The sequence below is a fragment of the Methylobacterium adhaesivum genome (genome assembly GCF_022179065.1).
In the GTDB taxonomy this organism is placed as follows: Bacteria; Pseudomonadota; Alphaproteobacteria; order Rhizobiales; family Beijerinckiaceae; genus Methylobacterium; species Methylobacterium adhaesivum.
This window is the reverse complement of sequence record NZ_BPQD01000001.1, coordinates 255,142-274,973: the sequence shown is the minus strand read 5'-3', so window position 1 is coordinate 274,973 and position 19,832 is coordinate 255,142. Positions and strand designations below refer to the sequence as shown.

Annotated in this window: 14 protein-coding genes; 8 read left to right on the top strand and 6 right to left on the bottom strand. The window is 69.2% G+C overall.

The genetic code is table 11. From position 1 onward, the window contains the following. Window positions 1-19: 19 nt before the first annotated feature. A complete protein-coding gene (gene mdoH / locus MFF01_RS01280) occupies window positions 20-1,930 on the bottom strand; it encodes a glucans biosynthesis glucosyltransferase MdoH (RefSeq protein WP_238221302.1) in 1,911 nt (636 codons plus the stop codon). 228 nt (window positions 1,931-2,158) lie between these two features. Here mdoH and MFF01_RS01275 point away from each other — a divergent pair, with 228 nt between their 5' ends. Both MFF01_RS01275 and MFF01_RS01270 read left to right on the top strand, forming a co-directional pair. Further along, window positions 2,159-3,634 (top strand): OpgD/OpgG family glucan biosynthesis protein, encoded by a 1,476-nt coding sequence (locus MFF01_RS01275; protein ID WP_238221301.1) that lies wholly within the window; start codon window positions 2,159-2,161, stop codon window positions 3,632-3,634. A gap of 83 nt (window positions 3,635-3,717) precedes the next feature. Next, the gene (locus MFF01_RS01270; RefSeq protein WP_238221300.1) at window positions 3,718-6,036 is read left to right on the top strand and encodes a Tex family protein; all 2,319 of its coding nucleotides are present in this window, start codon (window positions 3,718-3,720) and stop codon (window positions 6,034-6,036) included. An 8-nt stretch (window positions 6,037-6,044) separates the two neighbouring features. On the opposite strand, the gene MFF01_RS01265 is transcribed toward MFF01_RS01270, so the two are convergent. The 3 genes from MFF01_RS01265 to MFF01_RS01255 form a co-directional block, all read right to left on the bottom strand. Beyond that, complete coding sequence (locus MFF01_RS01265) at window positions 6,045-6,548, bottom strand: phosphate-starvation-inducible PsiE family protein (RefSeq protein WP_238221299.1); 504 nt, start codon at window positions 6,546-6,548, stop codon at window positions 6,045-6,047. 78 nt (window positions 6,549-6,626) lie between these two features. Further along, window positions 6,627-7,187 (bottom strand): DUF4337 domain-containing protein, encoded by a 561-nt coding sequence (locus MFF01_RS01260; protein ID WP_238221298.1) that lies wholly within the window; start codon window positions 7,185-7,187, stop codon window positions 6,627-6,629. A gap of 121 nt (window positions 7,188-7,308) precedes the next feature. Further along, window positions 7,309-8,199, bottom strand: coding sequence for a peptidylprolyl isomerase (locus MFF01_RS01255; protein WP_238221297.1), 891 nt, complete (start codon window positions 8,197-8,199; stop codon window positions 7,309-7,311). Window positions 8,200-8,448: 249 nt separating this feature from the next. On the opposite strand from MFF01_RS01255, the gene MFF01_RS01250 reads away from it, so the two are divergent. The 3 genes from MFF01_RS01250 to MFF01_RS01240 all read left to right on the top strand — a co-directional run bounded on the left by MFF01_RS01250 (window position 8,449) and on the right by MFF01_RS01240 (window position 12,471). Further along, a complete protein-coding gene (locus tag MFF01_RS01250; protein ID WP_238221296.1) occupies window positions 8,449-8,754 on the top strand; it encodes a hypothetical protein in 306 nt (101 codons plus the stop codon). A gap of 410 nt (window positions 8,755-9,164) precedes the next feature. Continuing rightward, entirely contained in the window at window positions 9,165-12,059 is a 2,895-nt protein-coding gene (gene secA / locus MFF01_RS01245) for a preprotein translocase subunit SecA (protein ID WP_238221295.1), read from the top strand. Window positions 12,060-12,063: 4 nt separating this feature from the next. Further along, window positions 12,064-12,471 carry a GNAT family N-acetyltransferase gene (locus MFF01_RS01240; protein ID WP_238221294.1) on the top strand — a complete coding sequence of 136 codons (408 nt, stop codon included), beginning with the start codon at window positions 12,064-12,066 and terminating at the stop codon, window positions 12,469-12,471. Between the two features lie 91 nt (window positions 12,472-12,562). Here MFF01_RS01240 and MFF01_RS01235 read toward each other — a convergent pair whose 3' ends face one another. Next, the gene (locus MFF01_RS01235; protein ID WP_238221293.1) at window positions 12,563-14,509 is read right to left on the bottom strand and encodes a potassium transporter Kup; all 1,947 of its coding nucleotides are present in this window, start codon (window positions 14,507-14,509) and stop codon (window positions 12,563-12,565) included. A 224-nt stretch (window positions 14,510-14,733) separates the two neighbouring features. Further along, a complete protein-coding gene (ispG, locus tag MFF01_RS01230; RefSeq protein WP_238221292.1) occupies window positions 14,734-16,041 on the bottom strand; it encodes a flavodoxin-dependent (E)-4-hydroxy-3-methylbut-2-enyl-diphosphate synthase in 1,308 nt (435 codons plus the stop codon). 363 nt (window positions 16,042-16,404) lie between these two features. On the opposite strand from ispG, the gene MFF01_RS01225 reads away from it, so the two are divergent. The 3 genes from MFF01_RS01225 to MFF01_RS01215 all read left to right on the top strand — a co-directional run bounded on the left by MFF01_RS01225 (window position 16,405) and on the right by MFF01_RS01215 (window position 19,189). Next, entirely contained in the window at window positions 16,405-17,517 is a 1,113-nt protein-coding gene (locus tag MFF01_RS01225; RefSeq protein WP_238221291.1) for a patatin-like phospholipase family protein, read from the top strand. 88 nt (window positions 17,518-17,605) lie between these two features. Continuing rightward, window positions 17,606-18,217 carry a sigma-70 family RNA polymerase sigma factor gene (locus MFF01_RS01220; protein WP_238221290.1) on the top strand — a complete coding sequence of 204 codons (612 nt, stop codon included), beginning with the start codon at window positions 17,606-17,608 and terminating at the stop codon, window positions 18,215-18,217. 207 nt (window positions 18,218-18,424) lie between these two features. After that, the gene (locus MFF01_RS01215; protein ID WP_238221289.1) at window positions 18,425-19,189 is read left to right on the top strand and encodes an anti-sigma factor family protein; all 765 of its coding nucleotides are present in this window, start codon (window positions 18,425-18,427) and stop codon (window positions 19,187-19,189) included. The last annotated feature ends 643 nt before the right edge of the window (window positions 19,190-19,832 follow it).

Genomic DNA, 19,832 nt, shown 5'->3' with positions numbered 1-19,832 from the left:
GTCGCCCGGTACGAGTTCGTCAAACCACCGGGGACTCGCTCGGCCGCAGGGCTATCGCGTCCGGGACCGCGGGCCGATCGGGCCGGGCCTCGGCGCCGCCCCGGACCTGGGCGAGGGCTGTGAGATCGGCGGCGCGCGCAGTGTCGTCGATGGTGAGGAACAGGCCCCGGTCCTGCGCTCGGCGGCCAAGATCGGCCCGGCTGGTCAGCACGCTCTGGACCGGGCTCGACAGGAGGCCGAGGGCCACGGGCGCCATCCACAGGGCGAGCCACGGGTCGGCCGCATAGGTGAGGAGCCCAACGAGGAGGCCGCCGGCCACGAGGGTATCGACTTGGAGCCGGCAGGCCTCCGCCCACGGCACCCGGCGGTCGTCGCGGACCTGAGCGTCCCAGCGCACCACCCGGCCGACGAAGGTGGTGGCGACGGCGCCCGCCGCGAACAGCGTCATCACCGGCCACAGCAGCACCCACACCGCCTGTTCGAGGGCGGCGCTCTTCAGGAGCGAGGCCGTGCCGCCGAACGCCGCCCGGCGCTCGGCCGAGGCGAGGACATGGGCGAGGCTGAGGAGCTTCGGCAGGGCCAGCACGGTCACCACCAGGAGCGCCAGGGCATGAGCGGCCGCACCCGTGCCGGTGAGGCCGTAGCCGAGCAGGCCGAGATCCCCCGTCGTCGCGGCCTGGACGGTGCCAAGCGCCAGGAACGCCACCCAGAGCGGGCAGGCCATGTAGGAGAGGATGCCCACCGCAAGGTGCCAGCGGCTGGCGGCGCGCAGGCCCGGCATCGGCACCACGCGCAGGTGCTGCATGTTGCCCTGGCACCAGCGGCGCTCGCGGCCCAGAAGATCGACGAGGTTCGTCGGCATCTCCTCCCAGGTGCCGCCCATCTCGGGCAGGAGGCGCACCTCCCAGCCGGCCCGGCGCAGCAGCGCGCCCTCGACGATGTCGTGGCAGAGGATCTCGCCACCGAGGGGGGCACGCCCCGGCAGCACCGGCAGTTCGGCGTTGTCGGCGAAGGCCTCGACCCGCAGGATCGCGTTGTGGCCCCAGTAGCTGCCGTCCGGCCCCTGCCACGTCTCGAGGCAGCGGATGGAGAGGGGCGCGTAGAGGCGCACGGCGAATTGCTGGATGCGGGCGAACAGGGTGTCGCGCCCCGTGGCGTAGCTCACGGTCTGGATCAGGCCGACGCGGGGGCTCTCCTCCATGAGGCGGGCGAGGCGGCGCATGGCCGCGCCGGTCATGAGGCTGTCGGCATCGAGCACGATCATGAAATCGTACTCCGCCCCGTAGGTCCGGCAGAACTCGGCGATGTTGCCGGCCTTGCGCCCCGCATTGTCGCGGCGCCGACGATAGCGCAGGCGCGGCAGGCCGGGGCCGTTCCCGGCCGCCCAGGTGGTGATCCGGGCGAATTCGTGCTCTTCCACGGCCGCGATGGCGCCGTCGCGGGTGTCCGATAGGACGAAGAGGTCGATGTCGGACCCGTCGCCGCCCTCGCGCTGGAGGGAGCGGGCCATGACCCGCAGGGCCGCGAAGACCGCCACGGCGTCCTCGGCGTGGATGGCGACGACGGCCGCCGTCCGGCTCCGGCCGGAGGCGCGGGCCGGCACGGTCAGGGACCGGCGTTCGAGGTCCGACTTCGCCCGGTCGCCGACCGCGCTGGCCAGAAGTCCGTAGACGTATTGCCAGGCGACGAACGCCTGCCACGCCATCACCAGGCAGAACAGGACAAGGACGGAGGCGCCGAGCCACCCGGCCGGGCGGCCGTAGGCCATCACCGCCAGGGCCGCGATGAGGCCGGCGGTCGCGAGCGTCGGCAGGGCCAGCAGCAGCCGGCGCCCGAGGTAGGACCGCTCCGCGGGGCCCTCGAGCCCGCCCGGGATTTTGCCGGTCGGGATATCGACCGCCGGGGCGTCGTGCGACAACCGCTGAGACATGGGTGCGGGATTCTCGTGCGAGGGAAGCCAGCAATGCCCGATCACGGGGACAGGCACACGATGGACGATGGCAACGGTCGTGACGGAAACGGGCCGACGGAGCCCGTCTCGCGGCGACGCGCCCTGAAGACTACACTCGGTGCAGCCGTGGGCACGCTTCTTCCTAGTATCACCGAACTGAATGTCGCCCGAACGATGGCCGCCCCCCTACCCGATCGGGGAGCGCCCATGACCTTCACGTCCCTCGCCGGGCACGCGAAGGCGCTCGCGGCCGCCCCGTACCGGCCGCGCCCCGACGATCTGCCGCCCGCCCTCAAGGCCCTGACCTACGACGCCTACCGGGCGATCACCTTTCACCCCGGCGCGAGCCTGCGCCTCGGGCCGCATTTCTCGGCTCAGCTGTTCCACCGCGGCTTCCTGCAGGCCAAGCGGGTCGAGCTTTTCCTGCAGCCGGCGGACGGCCCGGCCGTGCCCATCGCCTACGGCTCGGAGCTGTTCGACCTCGGCCCGACCCTCCGGGGCCAGACCTTCCCATCCGATCTCGGGTTTGCCGGCTTTCGCCTGCACTATGCCTTCGACGAGGCCCGACCGGACATCCAGGAGGAGTTCCTCGTCTTCCTCGGCGCCTCGTATTTCCGCCTGCGCGGCAAGGGCCAAGAATACGGCCTGTCGGCGCGGGGTGCGGCCATCGGCACGGGGGGTCCCGGCGCGGAGGAGTTTCCGGATTTCACCGCCTTCTGGATCGGCGCGCCGGAAGACGGGACCCGTACCGTCGAGATCCTCGCGCTGCTCGAATCGCCGAGTCTGACGGGGGCCTACCGCTTCCGCGTCACCCCTGGCGATCCCTCCGTCATGCGGGTCGAAACCTCCCTCCACCCGCGCAGCGCCATCGCGCGCCTCGGCCTCGCGCCGCTGACCAGCATGTTCCTACACGGGCAGAACGGACCGGGAGCGCCGGGCGCCGAACCCTTCGACGATTTCCGGCCCCAGGTGCACGATTCCGATGGGCTCGCCGTCGCGACACGCGGCGACCGGCTGTGGCGGCCCCTGGTGAACGGGCGCCGCGCTCCGCAGATCTCGGCCTTCGCCGTCGATTCCCTCGACGGGTTCGGGCTCCTCCAGCGCGAGCGGACATTCTCGGCCTACCTCGACACCCAGGCCCGGCACGAATCCCGTCCGGGCCTCTGGGTGACGCCGGAATCCGGGTTCGGGGCGGGTGCGGTCCAGCTGTTCGAGATCCCGTCGCGGGAAGAGTACATGGACAACATCGTGGCGGCCTTCGTGGCCGAAGCCCCCGTGGCGGCCGGCAGCGCCCTTTCCCCACGCTACACCCTGACCACCGTGGGGGCGGAGCCCGTGGCGGTCGTTCCGGGCAACCTCGCCCGCGTGGTCTCGACCCGCGTCGGCTCGGCCGAGCGCCTGCGCCCGACGACACCGCCGAGCCCGGGCCGGCGCCTCTACGCCGTGGATTTCGAAGGCCCCGGCCTGCCTCGGGATCCGGCCGCCGCCGTCACCGCCGACCTTTCGGCGAGCGCCGGCACCCTGGTGGATCCGTTCATCGAGTTCGTGCCCCAGACCGGGGGCTGGCGCCTCTACGTCGAGTGGCGCCCGCCCGAAGCCCGCCCGGCCGGCGACGTGGTGCTGCGCGCCCGCCTGCTGCTTTCGGGCCGGGCGATCACGGAAACCTGGGACGCGGCGGCCTGAGCGCACGGCGAATCGCGGCGCGGGCGCGTTTGACCGCTCGGCGCCGTGCCCTGTAGACACCCGGCCCCACCGGGAGACGTCGCATGGCCAGCATCAACGCAATCCTCGCCACGGAACTCGGCGTGGCCGAGTGGCAGGTGAAGGCCGCCGTCGACCTCCTCGACGGCGGCGCCACGGTGCCGTTCGTGGCGCGCTACCGTAAGGAGGCCACCGGCACCCTCGACGACGCGCAGCTGCGCACCCTCGAGGAACGCCTCGCCTATCTGCGCGACCTCGAGGCGCGGCGCGCGGCGGTGCTGGAGAGCATCGAGGCCCAGGGCAAGCTCGACGCCCCCTTGCGCGCCCGGATCCTCGCCGCCGACACCAAGGCGCGGCTGGAAGACCTCTACCTGCCGTTCAAGGTCAAGCGTCGGACCAAGGCGCAGATCGCCCGCGAGGCCGGCCTCGGCCCCCTCGCCGAAGCCCTCCTGGCCCGGCCGGACCAGGCGCCGGAGGCGGCGGCGAGGGGGTATGTCGATGCCGCCAAGGGCGTGGCCGACGCGGAGGCCGCCCTGGAGGGCGCACGCGCGATCCTCATCGAGCGCTTCAGCGAGGACCCGGAACTCGTGGGGTCGCTCCGCGAGGCCGGCTGGCAACGCGGCCGGATGGTCTCCACCGTGAAGAAGGGCAAGGCGGCAGCCGGCGAGAAGTTTTCGGATTACTTCGAATTCTCGGAGCCCCTGACGCGCCTGCCCTCGCATCGCATCCTCGCCCTGTTCCGGGGCGAGAAGGAAGAGGTGCTCGACCTCGACCTCGCGGACGCCGTCGGCGACGAACCGGCCAAAGGTCAGCCCTCCTCGCAGGAGTTGCGCATCGCCAAGACCTTTGGCGTGCGTGATGCCGGCCGGCCGGGCGACGCCTTCCTGTTGGACACCGTGCGCAAGACCTGGCGGACGAAGCTGAAGCCCGCCATCGACACGGACCTGCGCGCCCGCCTCTGGGCGGTGGCCGAGACCGGCGCGGTCGGGGTGTTCGCCGGCAACCTGCGTGATCTCCTCCTCGCGGCCCCGGCGGGTGCCCGCCCGACGCTCGGTCTCGATCCGGGTTTCCGCACGGGCGTGAAAGTCGCTGTGGTGGACGCCACCGGCAAGGTGGTGGCCATCGACACGATCTACCCGCACGAGCCGCGCCGGGACTGGAACGGCGCCCTGATGACGCTGGCCAAGCTCTGCCGCGCGCACAGGGTCGAACTCGTCGCCATCGGCAACGGCACGGCCTCGCGCGAGACCGACCGGCTCGCCGCCGAGCTCATTGCCAAGCAGCCGGAGTTGAGGCTCACCAAGGTGATGGTGTCGGAGGCCGGTGCCTCGGTCTACTCGGCCTCGGCTTACGCCAGCGCCGAACTGCCCGACCTCGACGTCTCGATCCGTGGTGCCGTCTCCATCGCCCGGCGCCTGCAGGACCCGCTGGCCGAACTCGTGAAGATCGAGCCGAAGGCCATCGGCGTCGGGCAGTACCAGCATGATCTGGCAGAAGGGAAGCTGTCGCGCTCCCTCGACGCGGTGGTGGAGGATTGTGTGAACGGCGTCGGCGTCGACGTGAACACGGCGTCCGCGCCCCTCTTGGCGCGTGTGTCGGGCCTCACCGAGCGGGTCGCCGCCAACATCGTGGCGCACCGCGACGCCAACGGCCCGTTCCGCAGCCGTGCCGCCCTCAAGAAGGTCGCGGGCCTCGGGCCGAAGGCCTACGAACTCGCCGCCGGCTTCCTGCGCATCCGCGACGGGTCCGATCCCCTCGACGCCTCGGGCGTCCACCCGGAAGCCTATCCGGTGGTGCGCCGGATCCTCGCCGCCACGGGCCAGCCGATCCAGGCGGTGATCGGCAACGCGAGCACCTTGCGCGGCCTGGACCCGAAAAAATTCACGGACGCGACCTTCGGCCTGCCTACGGTTACCGACATCCTGGCGGAGCTGGAGAAGCCCGGCCGCGATCCGCGCCCGGCCTTCCGGACCGCGACCTTTCAGGACGGCGTCGAGAAGATCTCGGACCTCAAGCCCGGCATGCGCCTCGAAGGCGTGGTCACGAACGTCGCCGCCTTCGGCGCCTTCGTGGATATCGGCGTGCACCAGGACGGGCTGGTGCACATCTCGGTGCTCGCCGACCGCTTCGTGAAGGACCCGCGCGAGGTGGTCAAACCCGGCGACGTGGTTCAGGTGCGCGTCGTCGAGGTCGATCCCGGCCGCAAGCGCATCGCCCTCTCCATGCGCTCGGACGACGGGCAGGCGCCCCGTCCCGGCCGGCGCGAGGAGCGCCCGGCCCCTGCCCGGATGCAGGCGGCCCCGCCGCCCAAGGCCGAAGCGGAGCCCGGCGGCGCGATGGCCGAGGCCCTGCGGCGCGCCGCCGAATCGAAGCAGCGGCGCTAAAGCTAAAACTACTCCTGCCCCGCCACCTGCGCGTCGTCGCGGGCGCGGTGCAGGAGGAAGATCGACAGCACCATCACGAGGATGAGGCCGCCGAGCACCCCGAGTTCGATCATCGAGATGCGAAACAGCGCCTCGCGCTCCGGGGTCAGGGCGCCGTGCATCACCTCGGAGGATTGCAGGGTGATCACCAGCACGCGCCGGATCGACGCGATGAGCCCGACGATAAGGAACGGCTCGCAGGTGAGCTTGCCCGAGCGCATGGACACCCGCACCGTGTGCAGGATCTCCACCAGCATCAGCAGGAACAGGAGTCGGTCGACGATCTCCAGGAGCTTGGCCGACCCGCCGAGTTCACGGATCGCCCCGACGAGGAGCCCGGTGGCATCGACCAGCGCCAGGATCGCGGTGGCGGCGAGCAGGATTCCAAGCACGGCGTAGACCGCGTGCTCCGTGTGCATGAACAGGAACCCCGAGATCCGCGTGAGCCGGCTCTCTTCCGCGTCGTCCGCCATGGCGCATCCACCCCGACGCCGGACTCAATCACCGGTCGTGGGGGCAATCTGGCAGGCGAAGCGGAGCCTTGTCGAGTGTCAGTGAAAGAACGGGAGAACGTCGGGTGCGTAGAGGCCGAAGCCAAGCATCGCCAAGCCGGCGAGACCGAGGAGCGCACCACCGAAGACGAGGGCCGAGATGCCGGTGATGACCTCGGCCGAGGCCAGCACGATTCCGATCTGGAAGGCGGCCGAGCCGAATTCGTAATGATGGTAGCGGTGCAGCGCCTTGTCGCGCACTTCCTGGGCGTGGCGCGCCTTCTCGCTCAGTTCCTTGCGCCCCTCGCCCGTGGCGGGCTCGCTCTCCCAGCGGGCCATGGTTTTCGCCCACTCGGCGCGCTTGGCCTTGATCGCCTCGGAATTGGCGGCGTCCGGCGGCAGCAGGGCCAGGGTCTCGTCGGCGGTCTTGAGAATGGTGCCGCGGATGGTACGAGCCTGGAAGTAGGCCCACTGGTTCGATGATTCGACGTTGGCGCTGAGCGCCTCCGTCTGTGCACCCTTGGCCAGCGTCTCGGCGAGCGCCAGGAACAGTGCCAGCACCGAGATCAGAAGCGCCACGCGCTTGTTGGATCCGCCGCCTCCCCCGTGACCACCCGACATGCTGCCTCCCCGTTTCGACGGCGGCAGTCACAGCCGATCCGGGGGCGAAGCGCAACCGGAAAACCGCCGCCGCCGCCGGAATGCGGCGGCGGCGTCACCTCATGGTCTCAGGTCCTCGGTCTCAGGGCTTCTTGGCGTCGCCCTTGCCCTCGGCGGGGGCGGCAGCCGTGCGCTCGATCTTGGCGCCCTCGCGCAGCTTGAGGATGAGGTCCTGCTGCGTCTTGCGGGTGATGTACTGATCGACCTGATCCTTCATCTCGTCGAAGGTCGGCACCGGCTTCACGCGCTTCTCCTCGACCTTGATGACGTGCCAGCCGAACTGGGTCTTGACCGGGTCAGAGACCTGACCGGCGTTGAGCTTGAACGCGGCCTCGGCGAAGGGCGCCACCATGCGCTCCTTCGTGAACCAGCCGAGATCGCCGCCCTCGGCCTTGGAGCCCGGATCCTTCGAGGCCTCGGCCGCGACCTTGGCGAAGTCCTCGCCGCCCTTGATCCGCGCGGCGATCTTCTTCGCGTCGTCCTCGTTGTCCACGAGGATGTGGCGGGCATGGACCTCCTCGTCGGGCTTCATCGCCTTCACGGTCTGCTCGTAGAGGGCGCGTGCCGCCTCCGGCGTCACGGCCTTCTTGGCCTCGCGCTCGAGGTATTCGTCGAGGAGAAGCTTGTCGCGGAAATAGGCGAGCTTGCGCTGGAAGTCCGGCGCGTCGGCGACCTTGGCTGCATCGGCGGCCTGCGCACCGACCTTGAGGTCGATCATGTAGTCGACCAGCAGATTCTTCTTCTGTGCGTCGTCGACGCCCGGCAGGGACAAGGCCGGATCATCCGCCGCGATGGCGAGATCGCCCTGAGTGATCGGGGCGCCGTTCACCTTGGCCACCACCGTCTCGGGCGCCGCCGGAACCGCCGGTGCCGGTGCAGCGGCGGCGGGCTGCTGCGCTTGGGCCCCCGTCAGGGGTGCTGCCAGGAACAGCGCGAGGGCGCTGGTGCGCAGGAGGGCGTGGGTGATCGACATCGCGGCGTCCTTCGGGCGTGGCGCCCCGTCGCAGTCCCGGCCTGCGAGCGTTCGGGGGCGGTGCGGGGGCGGCGGCCGGAAGGGCCGCGTGATTCGCGCCGACACAGGTGGCGTGCGCCGGAGCCGATGGCAAGGGAGTCCACGGCAAGCCGGATGGGCGTGATCCATCGCATCCGCAGGGTCGCGGCGATGCGGCGTTAACGGGTCGCACCGTAGCCTTCATCGGACTTGGTCCGGAGGAGGTGTCGCGTGCGTGCAAATCGGGTCCCTCTCGGTGCGATCCTGCTCGGCACGACTCTGGTCCTCGCCGCCTCCGACGCGGCGGCCTATGGGCGACGCTCGCCCGGCATCGTCGTCGTTCCCAACGCCACCGGCAGCATCGGGTCCGCTCCGGCCGGGCCACCGCTGCGTGAGGCTCCCGCCGCGGGCCTGACGATGCCGCCCCTGGGTGCCCCGGCCGCCACCGCCCCGATCAAGGGCGACCGCACGGCGCAGACCCGGTGCGACAGCGGGCGCATCGTCGGCTCCGGCGCGGGATTCTGCGAGATCAACTGACCCTCGCTCGCGGGGGGCTCGGGGTGATGGATCACAAGAAAAACAGCGGGGTGCAGAGATCGGCTTCGGTGGGACGTGGATCGAACGCGTGCCGACCCGAGCGCGACGGGCAACCACACCACCTTCGGGCGCGGGGGATTTCGGCCCTCTCGACATGACCATCGCAAACCGACCGCTCCCCGCGAACCCCAGATCCTCGGATGTCACGGCCCTGGCGCTGGTCCGCCTCATCGAGAACCGGCGGCCCGCCCTCGTCCTGTGAGCCGAAGTGAGGCCGAGCCGCTCCCCGATCCGACGGCGCAGCATGCCGATCGGCGGACGCGGCTCTTTCGGATGCGCCGGGCAATATTTACCTCTATAAGCCCGGCCAACATTCGCCTTCACGCTTTTCGATCGACCGTAGGTTCACGATGCTCGGTGCCCTCGCCAAGAAGATTTTCGGCTCGTCCAACGACCGGCGGGTGAAGGGCTACCGTCCCCGCGTGGCCGAGATCAACGCCCTGGAACCGCAGCTGGCCACCCTGTCCGATGCGGACCTGCGGGCGCGCACGGCGATGCTCAAGGGCGAACTCGCCGCCGGCAAGACCCTCGACGACATCCTCGTGCCCGCCTTCGCCACCGTGCGGGAAGCGGCCAAGCGCGCGCTCGGCCAGCGCCACTTCGACGTGCAGCTCATCGGCGGCATGGTGCTCCACGAGAGCGGCATCGCCGAGATGCGCACGGGCGAGGGCAAGACCCTGGTGGCGACCCTGCCGGTCTACCTCAACGCCCTGTCGGGCCTCGGTGTCCACGTCGTGACGGTCAACGATTACCTCGCGTCCCGCGACGCCGAGTGGATGGGCCGGGTCTACCGCTTCCTCGGCCTCACCGTCGGTACCATCGTCCATGGTCTCGACGACGAGCAGCGCAAAGAGGCCTATGCCTGCGACATCACCTACGGCACCAACAACGAGTTCGGGTTCGACTACCTGCGCGACAACATGAAGTACGAGCTGTCGCAGCTCGCCCAGCGCGGCCACAATTTCGCGATCGTGGACGAGGTCGACTCGATCCTCATCGACGAGGCCCGCACCCCGCTCATCATCTCCGGCCCCGTGGACGACCGGTCGGAGCTCTACGTCTCCGTCGACGCGCTGATGCCCCATCTCGAGAAGGAGCATTACGACCTCGACGAGAAGCAGCGCACGGTCTCGCTCACCGAGAGCGGCAACGAATTCATCGAGGATTTGCTACGCGGGGCCGACCTCCTGAAGGAAGGTGACCTCTACGACGCCCACAACGTCTCCCTCGTCCACCACGTGAACCAGGCGCTGCGCGCCCACACCCTGTTCACCCTGGACAAGGACTACATCGTCAAGAACGACGAGGTGGTGATCATCGACGAGTTCACCGGCCGCATGATGCAGGGCCGGCGCTACTCGGAAGGGCTGCACCAGGCCCTGGAGGCCAAGGAGCGGGTCACGATCCAGCCCGAGAACCAGACGCTGGCCTCGATCACCTTCCAGAACTACTTCCGCCTCTATTCCAAGCTCGCCGGCATGACCGGCACGGCCTCGACGGAGGCTGACGAGTTCGCCGAGATCTACAAGCTCGAGGTGGTCGACATCCCGACCAACAAGGAGGTCGAGCGCGTCGACGAGGACGACGAGGTCTACCGGACGGTGGGCGAGAAGTACGACGGGATCATCGCCGAAATCGAGAAGGCGCATGCGCGCCACCAGCCGATTCTGGTGGGCACCGGTTCCATCGAAAAGTCGCAGCACTTGGCCGAGCTTCTGGTGAAGGCCGGCTTCACGCCGCTCGACTACTCGGACCTCAACGCCCTGACCGACGTCTACGCCGCCGCCCGCGAGGGCCGGGTGACGAAGCGCTTCGCCGTGCTCAACGCCCGCTTCCACGAGCAGGAAGCCTACATCGTGGCGGAAGCCGGCGTGCCCGGAGCCATCACCATCGCGACGAACATGGCCGGGCGCGGCACCGACATCAAACTCGGCGGCAACGTCGAGATGCGCGTCGAGAAGGAACTCGCGGGCATTCCCGAGGGCGCCGAGCGCGAGGCCAGGATCGCGGCGATCAAGGCGGAGATCGCGGAGTATCGCGACAAGGTGCTGGCGTCGGGCGAGCCGGCCGATCCGGAGGCGGGCCGCAAGAAGGCCCTGCCCGGCGGCCTCTACATCATCGGCACCGAGCGCCACGAATCGCGCCGCATCGACAACCAGCTGCGCGGCCGCTCCGGCCGCCAGGGTGATCCCGGCCGCTCGAAGTTCTACCTGTCGCTGCAGGACGATCTCATGCGGATCTTCGGGTCCGACCGCATGGACGGGATGCTGACGCGGCTCGGCCTTGAGCAGGGCGAGGCCATCATCCACCCCTGGATCAACAAGGCCATCGAGAAGGCGCAGCAGAAGGTCGAAGCGCGCAACTTCGACATGCGCAAGAACGTGCTCAAGTACGACAACGTCATGAACGACCAGCGCAAGGTGGTGTTCGAGCAGCGTCGCGACTTCATGGGCCAGGAGAGCGTGCGCGAGACGGTCGACGAGATGCGCCACGGCGTCGTCGACGATCTCGTCGCCATCCACGTGCCCGAGAACGCCTATGCCGAGCAGTGGGATATCGAGGGCCTGCGCGAACGGGTCCAGACCGTGCTGAACCTCGACGTTCCGGTTGAGGATTGGGCCAAGGAAGAGGGTATCGCCGACGAGGAGATGCGCGACCGCCTGCGCCAGGCGGCCGACGAGGCCTACGCCGCCCGGACCGAGAAGAACACGCCCGAGGTGATGACCTATGTCGAGAAGCAGGTGCTGCTGCAGACCCTCGACCACCTCTGGCGCGAACACCTCGTGACGCTCGACCACCTGCGTCAGGTGGTGGGCTGGCGCGGCGTGGCCCAGCGCGACCCCCTGAACGAGTACAAGTCGGAAGCCTTCGACCTCTTCAACAGCCTCGTCGGAAGCCTGCGCGAGCAGGTGACGCAGCAGCTCGCCCGCATCGAGATCATGTACGAGGATCCGGCGTCCGAGGCGGCGCCGTTCGGTTCCCCCGCCCTGCCGCCGATGTTCGCCCAGCACCTCGATCCCGTCACCGGCGAGAACGAAATGGATTTCTCGGGTCGCGGCACGGGCAGCGACGGTGGGGGCGGTCCGGCCTATGGCTACGCGGCGCAGGCGATGCCGACGGACACGGCCGTGCTCGAGCGTGATCCCACGGACGCCACCACCTGGGGCCGGGTCGCGCGCAACGAGCCCTGCCCCTGTGGTTCAGGCAAGAAGTTCAAGCACTGCCACGGTACCTTCGCCGCCTGACGCCATGAGCGACGTCGTCTACGGCGTCGAACCGGACCTCGACGTGGCGGAGTTCCGCCGCGTCCTCGTCGAATCGGGTCTGGCCCCCCGCCGGCCCGCGGACGATCTTGCACGGTTGGAAAAGATGCTGGCGGCGGCCGACCTCGTCGTCACGGCCCGCCGCGACGGAGTTCTGGTTGGGGTGGCGCGCACCCTCACCGATTTTTCCTTCTGCGCCTACCTGTCGGATCTCGCCGTTTGTCGCGCGGCGCAGGGGCTCGGCATCGGCCAGGGCCTGATCGCCGCGACGCGTGCCGCCGTGGGGCCACAGGGTTCGCTCCTGCTGACGGCCGCACCCGACGCCATCACCTTCTACGAGCGCATCGCCATGCCCCGCGTCCCCGACGCGTTCCGGTACGACCGGGAGATGTGAGGGGCGACAGCGGCCCATAATCTTGCAAACCCGGACCCGGACGCCGGATGTGCGAGGTTCTTCGGTCGGAGAATCGGCCGAGCGATGCCTCTCAAACCGTCACTTGGGTTCCCACTTCGACCACCCGTCCGGTGGGGATCTGGAAGAAGTCCGTCGCGTCGTTGGCGTTCTTGGCCAGCGTGATGAAGATCCGGTCCTGCCAGAGCGGCATGCCCGAATGGGCGGCCGGGCGGATGGAACGCCGCGACAGGAAGAACGACGTCGCCATGATGTCGAACTTGAAGCCCTGCTTCTTCAGGAGCGTCAGGGTCCGGGGGATGTTGGGCGACTCCATGTAGCCGAACTTCATCACCACCTTGGAGAAATGCGGGCCGATGGGCTCGATGTGGACCCGGTCCGCCGCCCGGGCGCGGGGGGTGTCCACGGTCTCCACGGTAAGCACGACGTTCTTCTCGTGCAGCACCTTGTTGTGCTTGAGATTGTGCAGCAGGGCCGCCGGCGCGATGTAGGGATCGCTCGTGAGGAACACCGCCGTGCCGCGCACGTGGTGGGGTGGGCTCTTCTCCAGCATGCCGACGAGCTCGGTGAGCGGCACGTCGGTCTTGCGGGTCTTGTTGATGAGGATCGCGACGCCGCGCACCCAGGTCCACATCACCACGATGAGGGCGCCGGCGAACAGCAGGGGCACGTACCCACCCTCGAACACCTTGAGCAGGTTCGAGAGCAGGAACAGGAATTCGAGGGCCGCGAACGGCAGGATCGCGAGGCCGGCGGCCAGCGGCGACCACTTCCAGGTCTTCCACAGTACGAGGAAGGCGAGGCTCGCGGTGATGAGCATCGTGCCGGTGACAGCGATGCCGTAAGCCGAGGCCAGGGCGGCGGAGGAGCGGAACAGGACCGCCAGGATGACGACGCCGACCATCAGGAGGGCATTGATCTGCGGCAGGTAGATCTGCCCCGAATGCGATTCCGAGGTGTGGCGGATCTCGAGGCGCGGCAGCAGACCGAGCTGGATCGCCTGACGCGATAGGGAGAAGGCGCCGGTGATCACCGCCTGGCTCGCCGTGACCGTGGCGGCGGTGGCGAGCAGCACCATGGGCAGCAGGCCCCATTCCGGCACGAGCTGGAAGAACGGGTCGGTGGTGTCGGGCTTCGCCAGCACCAGGGCGGCCTGGCCGAAATAGTTGAGCACGAGGCAGGGCGCCACGAGGTAGAGCCACGCGATCTGGATCGGCCGGCGGCCGAAATGCCCGAGATCGGCGAACAGGGCCTCGGCCCCCGTCACCGCGAGGAACACCGCTCCCAGCGCCACGAGGGCGCCGGTGCCGTGGCCGAGCAGATAATGCAGCGCGTAGTACGGGTTGATCGCCCAGAACACGTCCGGCGTGGCGGCGATGTGCGGCAGGGCGGCGAGCGCCATGGCGGCGAACCACGTGGCCATGATCGGCCCGAAGAAGGTCGCGACCTTCCCCGTTCCCCGGTTCTGGATGAGGAACAGGGGTACGATGATCGCGATGGTGATGGGCAGGACGTAGGCGTCGAAGGCCGGCGTAACGAGCTTGAGCCCCTCCACTGCCGAGAGAACCGAGATGGCGGGGGTGATGATGGCGTCGCCGTAGAACAGCGAGGCGCCGAGCAGGCCGAACATGAACACGATGCGCGAGCCGCCGAGCGCCGAGCGCGCGAGGGCCATGAGCGAGAGGATGCCGCCCTCGCCATTGTTGTCCATCCGCATGAGGATGACGACGTATTTGATGGTGACGATGAGCAGCAAGGCCCACAGGATCAGGGAGGCGACGCCCAGCACCTCCTCGCGGAGCAGGATGCCGTCGGCGCGGGCCGAAACTAGCGCCTCACGGAAGGCGTAGAGTGGGCTCGTCCCGATATCGCCGTAAACGACGCCGATGGAGCCCAGCACCAGCGGCCACAAGCCGGCGGGCCCGTGGGCACGCCCGGTCTCCGCGTCGGAGCCCAGCGCGGACGGATCTCCGCCCTCGGACTTCGGACCGGGCACGCTTGGAGTGGCGGATTGCGTCATGCGGCTCGATCGCGACGTGTTGCGAACCCGGGCTTTTCGCGGGGCGCCTTCGAAGGCGGGCGAAGAAACGCGGGGCCGGACCCGACGGCGTCGGGCGGCAAGGTTGGTCTGCGTTCACGCTATCACGCGGCGCAGCATGGGAGAACGGCAACCCGTGCGGGATTGCCGTTCGGCCGACAGGGCAGGGCACGGGACGCCGGAGACGGCGGGTACTGCGGGGCGCCCTACTCGGCTGCGCTGCGCGCGCCGGATCCGAAGCGGCGCTCGATGTAGTCGGTCACCACGGTCTCGAAATCCTTGGCCAGCGTCGGCCCGCGCAGGGTCATGGCCTTCTTGCCGTCGATGAAGACCGGAGCCGTGGGGGTCTCGCCAGTGCCGGGGAGCGAGATGCCGATATCGGCATGCTTCGATTCGCCCGGACCGTTGACGATGCAGCCCATCACCGCGACGTTGAGGCCCTCGACCCCCGGATAGGCCTTCTTCCACTCCGGCATGGACTGGACGATCCAGTTCTGGATGTCACGGGCGAGTTCCTGGAAGGTCGTGGACGTGGTGCGGCCGCAGCCCGGGCAGGCCGCCACGAGGGGCACGAAGGTGCGGAATCCCATGGTCTGCAGGAGTTCCTGCGCGGCCTTCACCTCCACGGTGCGGTCGCCGCCGGGCTCCGGGGTGAGCGAGTAGCGGATGGTGTCGCCGATGCCTTCCTGCAGCAGCACGCCGATGGCGGCGGACGCCGCAACGAGGCCCTTCGAGCCCATGCCGGCCTCGGTCAGGCCGAGATGGATGGCGAAGTCCGAGCGGCGCGCCACCTCGCGGTAGACTGCGATGAGGTCCTGCACCGCCGAGACCTTGGCCGAGAGGATGATCCGGTCCTTGGGAAGGCCGAGTTCCACGGCCCGCTCGGCCGAGGACAGGGCCGAGCGCACCATCGCCTCGCGCATCACCGCGCGGGCATCGATGGGCCGGGGCAGCTTTGCGTTCTCGTCCATGAGGTGGGTGAGGAGCGCTTCGTCCAGGGAGCCCCAGTTCGCGCCGATGCGGACCGTCTTGCCGTACCGGATCGCCTGCTCGATGATCGTCGAGAACTGGGTGTCCTTCTTCTCCTTGAAGCCGACGTTGCCCGGATTGATCCGATACTTGGCGAGTGCCTCGGCGCAGGCCGGATGATCGGCCAGCAGCTTGTGGCCGATGTAGTGGAAGTCGCCGATGAGGGGCACGTGGATGCCGATGCGGTCGAGGCGCTCACGGATCCGCGGCACGGCCACGGCCGCCTCGTCGCGATCGACGGTGATGCGCACGAGTTCGGAGCCGGCCCGGGCCAGTTGCGCCACCTGCGCCACGGTCCCGTCGATGTCGGCCGTGTCGGTGTTGGTCATCGATTGCACGACGATGGGGGCACCGCCGCCGACCGTGACGGCGCCTTCGCCCGAGCCGATGGTGACACCGACCGTGCGGTGGCGGGAATTCGGGCCGGCGATCTCGGGAGCGGTGCCGTTGATCGGGTTGGCGGGGGTCGCGTCCATGGCTTCCATCGTTGATCCGTGCGCTCCGGGGACCCTCCGCCGGCCTTGGCGACATCGGTCCATCTGCGAGGACACCCTCGGGTCCGGCAGGGCAACCCGGCCGGTGGCGTCCACGACGCCGTCTTGTTCTAAGCCCTCGCTCGTTTAGCTGAGATGACGGTGGGCGGGCGTCAAGCCAGTGCCGTCCCGGCGATCGAGGGCGTCGGTCTGCTGTCGGTCCTATCCCATGTCCGATCCGGGGCGCGATGTCGAGTTGCTCACGGCGCCCGGCGTAGGGCTGGGCTGCGCGGGATCGGGGAACCGGTGGCCTCCCGGACCGATTGTTGCCGTGTCGCATCATATATTGCGGTGCACCATATCTCGGAGGCCCCCATGCTCGACGCGAACCAGCCCGACGCCATCGATCCGCCGGCCGATATTGGTCCGGGCGGCTCCTGTCCGGACCATGCCACCGCGCCGACGCGAGTGATGGCCGGACCCCGGACGGAGAAGACTGTGGCGCTCGCGCTCCAGGGCGGCGGTGCCCACGGCGCCTTCACGTGGGGGGTACTCGACGCGCTGATCGAGGACGGACGTCTCGGTTTCGAGGCGATCACGGGGGCCAGCGCCGGGGCCATGAACGCCGTGGTGATGGTGGACGGCTGGCTCGAAGGCGGCCCCGACGGCGCCCGCGCGGCCCTGGAGCGGTTCTGGCGCGAGGTGAGCCTCGACAGCGACCTCTGGCCTGCCCAGCGCGGCGCCCTCAACGGCCTGTTCGCCCTGTGGAAGGACAATCCCGTCGTCGAGTTCTGGGGCCGGGTGCTGAAGACCAGTCCCTATGCGTCGAACCCGCTGAACTACAATCCCCTGCGCAAGGCCCTCGCGGCGCAGGTGAACTTCGAACGCCTGCGCAAAGCGGAGACGGCGGCGCTGTTCGTGTCGGCGACCAACGTCTGGACGGGCAAGCTCGCGGTGTTCGAGCGCGCGGACCTGAAGGTCGACCACCTCATGGCCTCGGCCTGTCTGCCGACGGTGTTCCAGGCGGTGGAGATCGACGGCGTGCCCTACTGGGACGGCGGCTATCTCGGCAACCCGCCCCTCTATCCCCTGTATCGGGGCGCGGAGACCCGCGACATCCTCCTCGTGCAAATCAACCCGGTGGAGCGCCGGGAGACCCCGCGCACGCAGCAGGAGATCCAGGACCGTCTCAACGAGATCACCTTCAACGCCAACCTCATGCGCGAACTGCGCGCCATCGATTTCCTCGACGGCCTCATCGCCGAGGGCGTGCTCGTCCAGGGCGACTACAAGTCGCAATACGTTCACCGCATCGACGGGACCGGCGCTCTCGACGATTATCAGGCCTCAACCCGCCTCGACGCGCGCTGGCGGGTGTTCGAGCGCCTGCGCGACAAGGGCCGGAATGCGGCTCAGGCCTGGCTCGCGGAGACCTACGATCAGGTCGGACGGACCTGCAGCCTGAACCTCCAGGCCACCTACACCTAAGAGCCCCCGCGCCGGAATCTTCGATACAGACGACGCGCTCGTTTCGAGCGGACGGGATTAATCCCGTCGCTCACGCGTTGATGATCATATGACGAGCGAATCGATCCGGCCCGGCTCAGCCAGCTCCATCGTCGACTTGATGGTGCCTCTGCGGCGCTACGCGCGATCCTTGACGCGCGACAGCCTGCGCGCGGACGACCTCGTACATGACGCTCTGGTGCGGGCTCTCGAGTCGGGCCAGATTCACCGTCCCAACACCAACCTGCGTACCTGGATGATGACGGTGCTGCACAACGTCTTCATCGACGAGCAGCGCCGCAAACGCGTTGAGTCGCGTCATGCCGAGACCCTGGTGCAAATGAGCGAAGAGGTCGCTCCGCCGGCCCAGGAAGCCCAGGTCCGCCTGGCGCAGATTCGCCGCGCCTTCCTCACCCTGCCGGAAGAGCAACGGGCCGCCCTTCATCTCGTGACGCTGGAGGGCATGGCTTACGCCGATGCCGCCGCCGTTCTCGGCATTCCGATCGGGACCCTGATGTCGCGGCTGGGCCGTGGCCGTGCCGCCCTCCGGGCTTTCGAGGAGGGTGAGCGCGCGTTGCCCGAGCGCGAGCCCCAGCCCGCCGAGAGACCACGCCTGCGTCTCGTTCCCAGCCAAGACAAGGCCGGGACGGGGCTCGGCGGACGCGCCGCCGGCAAGAGTTGACCGACACTCAGGACGGACCGGCACGGAGTCGGATTGCGGCAGGCCGAGGATGAAGACCGATGGCTGGTCGGTATCATCCAAATCCCCGCCTCGCGAGACCAGGGAACGGTCGGACGGAGACGTCGCCGAAACCGGCGGCGGCCCAACGATCCGGGCGGAAGACTATCGGCCCACGACGCAGGCCAGAACCGAATGGAAACGACAGCGATGGTCGATCCGATTACCGATACCGATCTCACCGCCTTCGTCGACGGGCAGCTCGATGCCATGCGACGGCTCGACGTGGAGGCTCATCTCGCGCATCACCCCGAGACCGCCGCCCGGGTCATGGCCGAGATGCATGATCGCGACGCCCTGCGCGAGGCGTTCGCCCAGTTGCCCGGCCCGGGGCCCGAGCGCAATCGCATGGCAGCCCGTCGCCTTGATCGGTCCCTGGCTTGGCGCCGCGCCGGAGACCGTCTGCGCCGCGCCGCCGTCATCGCGCTCCTCGTCGGCGCCGGATGGCTCGCACATTCGGACAGTTTCCTACTCGGCGTGCCCGATACCTTCGCGGCCCCCGTGGACCCGACCCTGGTGGCCGATGCCCGCAACGCGCGCGAAGCGGCGCAAATTCGGGAGCGCTTGGCCGCGCAGCGCACGACGGTCTACGACCGCGCCGGCATCGCCGGTGCCACGGGCATCACCCTTCCCGATCTCCCGAGCGACTGGACCGTGCGCGACGTGCAGATCGTCCCCGCCCGGAATGGGACCAGCGTGGAGGTGGTGATCGATGGCGGCGCCCTGGGCGAGCTCTCCCTGTTCGCGACCCAAGGCGGCAAGGCCGGTCCGGGTGAGGGCGAAGTCGCGAGTCCGGGGGACGGCGAGACCGCTTACTGGGTCAAGGGGCGGACGGCCTACGCCTTGAGCGGTCGAGACCATGCCGGCATCCAGGCCGCCGCACAGCGTCTGGCCGCAAAGCGCGCGAAACTGTAGGGACCCCGCTGCGGTCTGTGTCCCAGCCACAGGTCGCGTGGTCCTCGATACACCTTGGTGTTTCGTGCCGCCCCGCCGGGCGGCACACGGCCTGTCTGACCAACTTCGGTCGATCCCTTCGGAACGCCGGATTTGAGCTTCGTTCGAGCGCCGCGCGAGCTTCGTGATCCCCGTCCGCTTCGATCGAGCGGAGCCGGGTCAGGCGGCGGCGAGGCGCCGGCGACCGAGCGCCAACAGGCCCCGGAACGGCATAAGGACCAGCCGCGCGACACCCGCGAGGGCGAGGACGAGGGCAACCGTCAAGACGACCGTCAAGGTTTTGATCATCGGGGCACCTGCTGCTTGACCGGAACATCGTGGCTCCGGAAGGGAGCCCGACCGTCGCGCCCAAGATAATCCCTCAAATTCGGCGAAACTGAGAGTCTTCGCGAGCTGAGAAGTTCTTCGGAGGAACGGCCACGGAGGCCAGGAAGCGGATGCGCGTACATCCGGCGTCATCCGCCCCGGCCCCGTGGTCCAACCCGGTTGAGCAACGAAGCCGCTCCCGGAGTACCCCAATCCTTGTACCGGGATGGTTAACGAAACGTTTCCGCATCCTTCGCGGGTCCGACGACCCCGCGGAGCGAACGGGGGTCGCGCGCGG

Coding starts and splice junctions, on each gene's coding strand:
- ispG (WP_238221292.1), bottom strand. CDS start 16,041: ATGGAAGCCATGGACGCGACCCCCGCCAACCCGATCAACGGCACCGCT.
- MFF01_RS01235 (WP_238221293.1), bottom strand. CDS start 14,509: ATGACGCAATCCGCCACTCCAAGCGTGCCCGGTCCGAAGTCCGAGGGC.
- MFF01_RS01270 (WP_238221300.1), top strand. CDS start 3,718: ATGGCCAGCATCAACGCAATCCTCGCCACGGAACTCGGCGTGGCCGAG.
- mdoH (WP_238221302.1), bottom strand. CDS start 1,930: ATGTCTCAGCGGTTGTCGCACGACGCCCCGGCGGTCGATATCCCGACC.
- MFF01_RS01275 (WP_238221301.1), top strand. CDS start 2,159: ATGACCTTCACGTCCCTCGCCGGGCACGCGAAGGCGCTCGCGGCCGCC.
- MFF01_RS01215 (WP_238221289.1), top strand. CDS start 18,425: ATGGTCGATCCGATTACCGATACCGATCTCACCGCCTTCGTCGACGGG.
- MFF01_RS01260 (WP_238221298.1), bottom strand. CDS start 7,187: ATGTCGGGTGGTCACGGGGGAGGCGGCGGATCCAACAAGCGCGTGGCG.
- MFF01_RS01225 (WP_238221291.1), top strand. CDS start 16,405: ATGCTCGACGCGAACCAGCCCGACGCCATCGATCCGCCGGCCGATATT.
- secA (WP_238221295.1), top strand. CDS start 9,165: ATGCTCGGTGCCCTCGCCAAGAAGATTTTCGGCTCGTCCAACGACCGG.
- MFF01_RS01265 (WP_238221299.1), bottom strand. CDS start 6,548: ATGGCGGACGACGCGGAAGAGAGCCGGCTCACGCGGATCTCGGGGTTC.
- MFF01_RS01255 (WP_238221297.1), bottom strand. CDS start 8,199: ATGTCGATCACCCACGCCCTCCTGCGCACCAGCGCCCTCGCGCTGTTC.
- MFF01_RS01240 (WP_238221294.1), top strand. CDS start 12,064: ATGAGCGACGTCGTCTACGGCGTCGAACCGGACCTCGACGTGGCGGAG.
- MFF01_RS01220 (WP_238221290.1), top strand. CDS start 17,606: ATGACGAGCGAATCGATCCGGCCCGGCTCAGCCAGCTCCATCGTCGAC.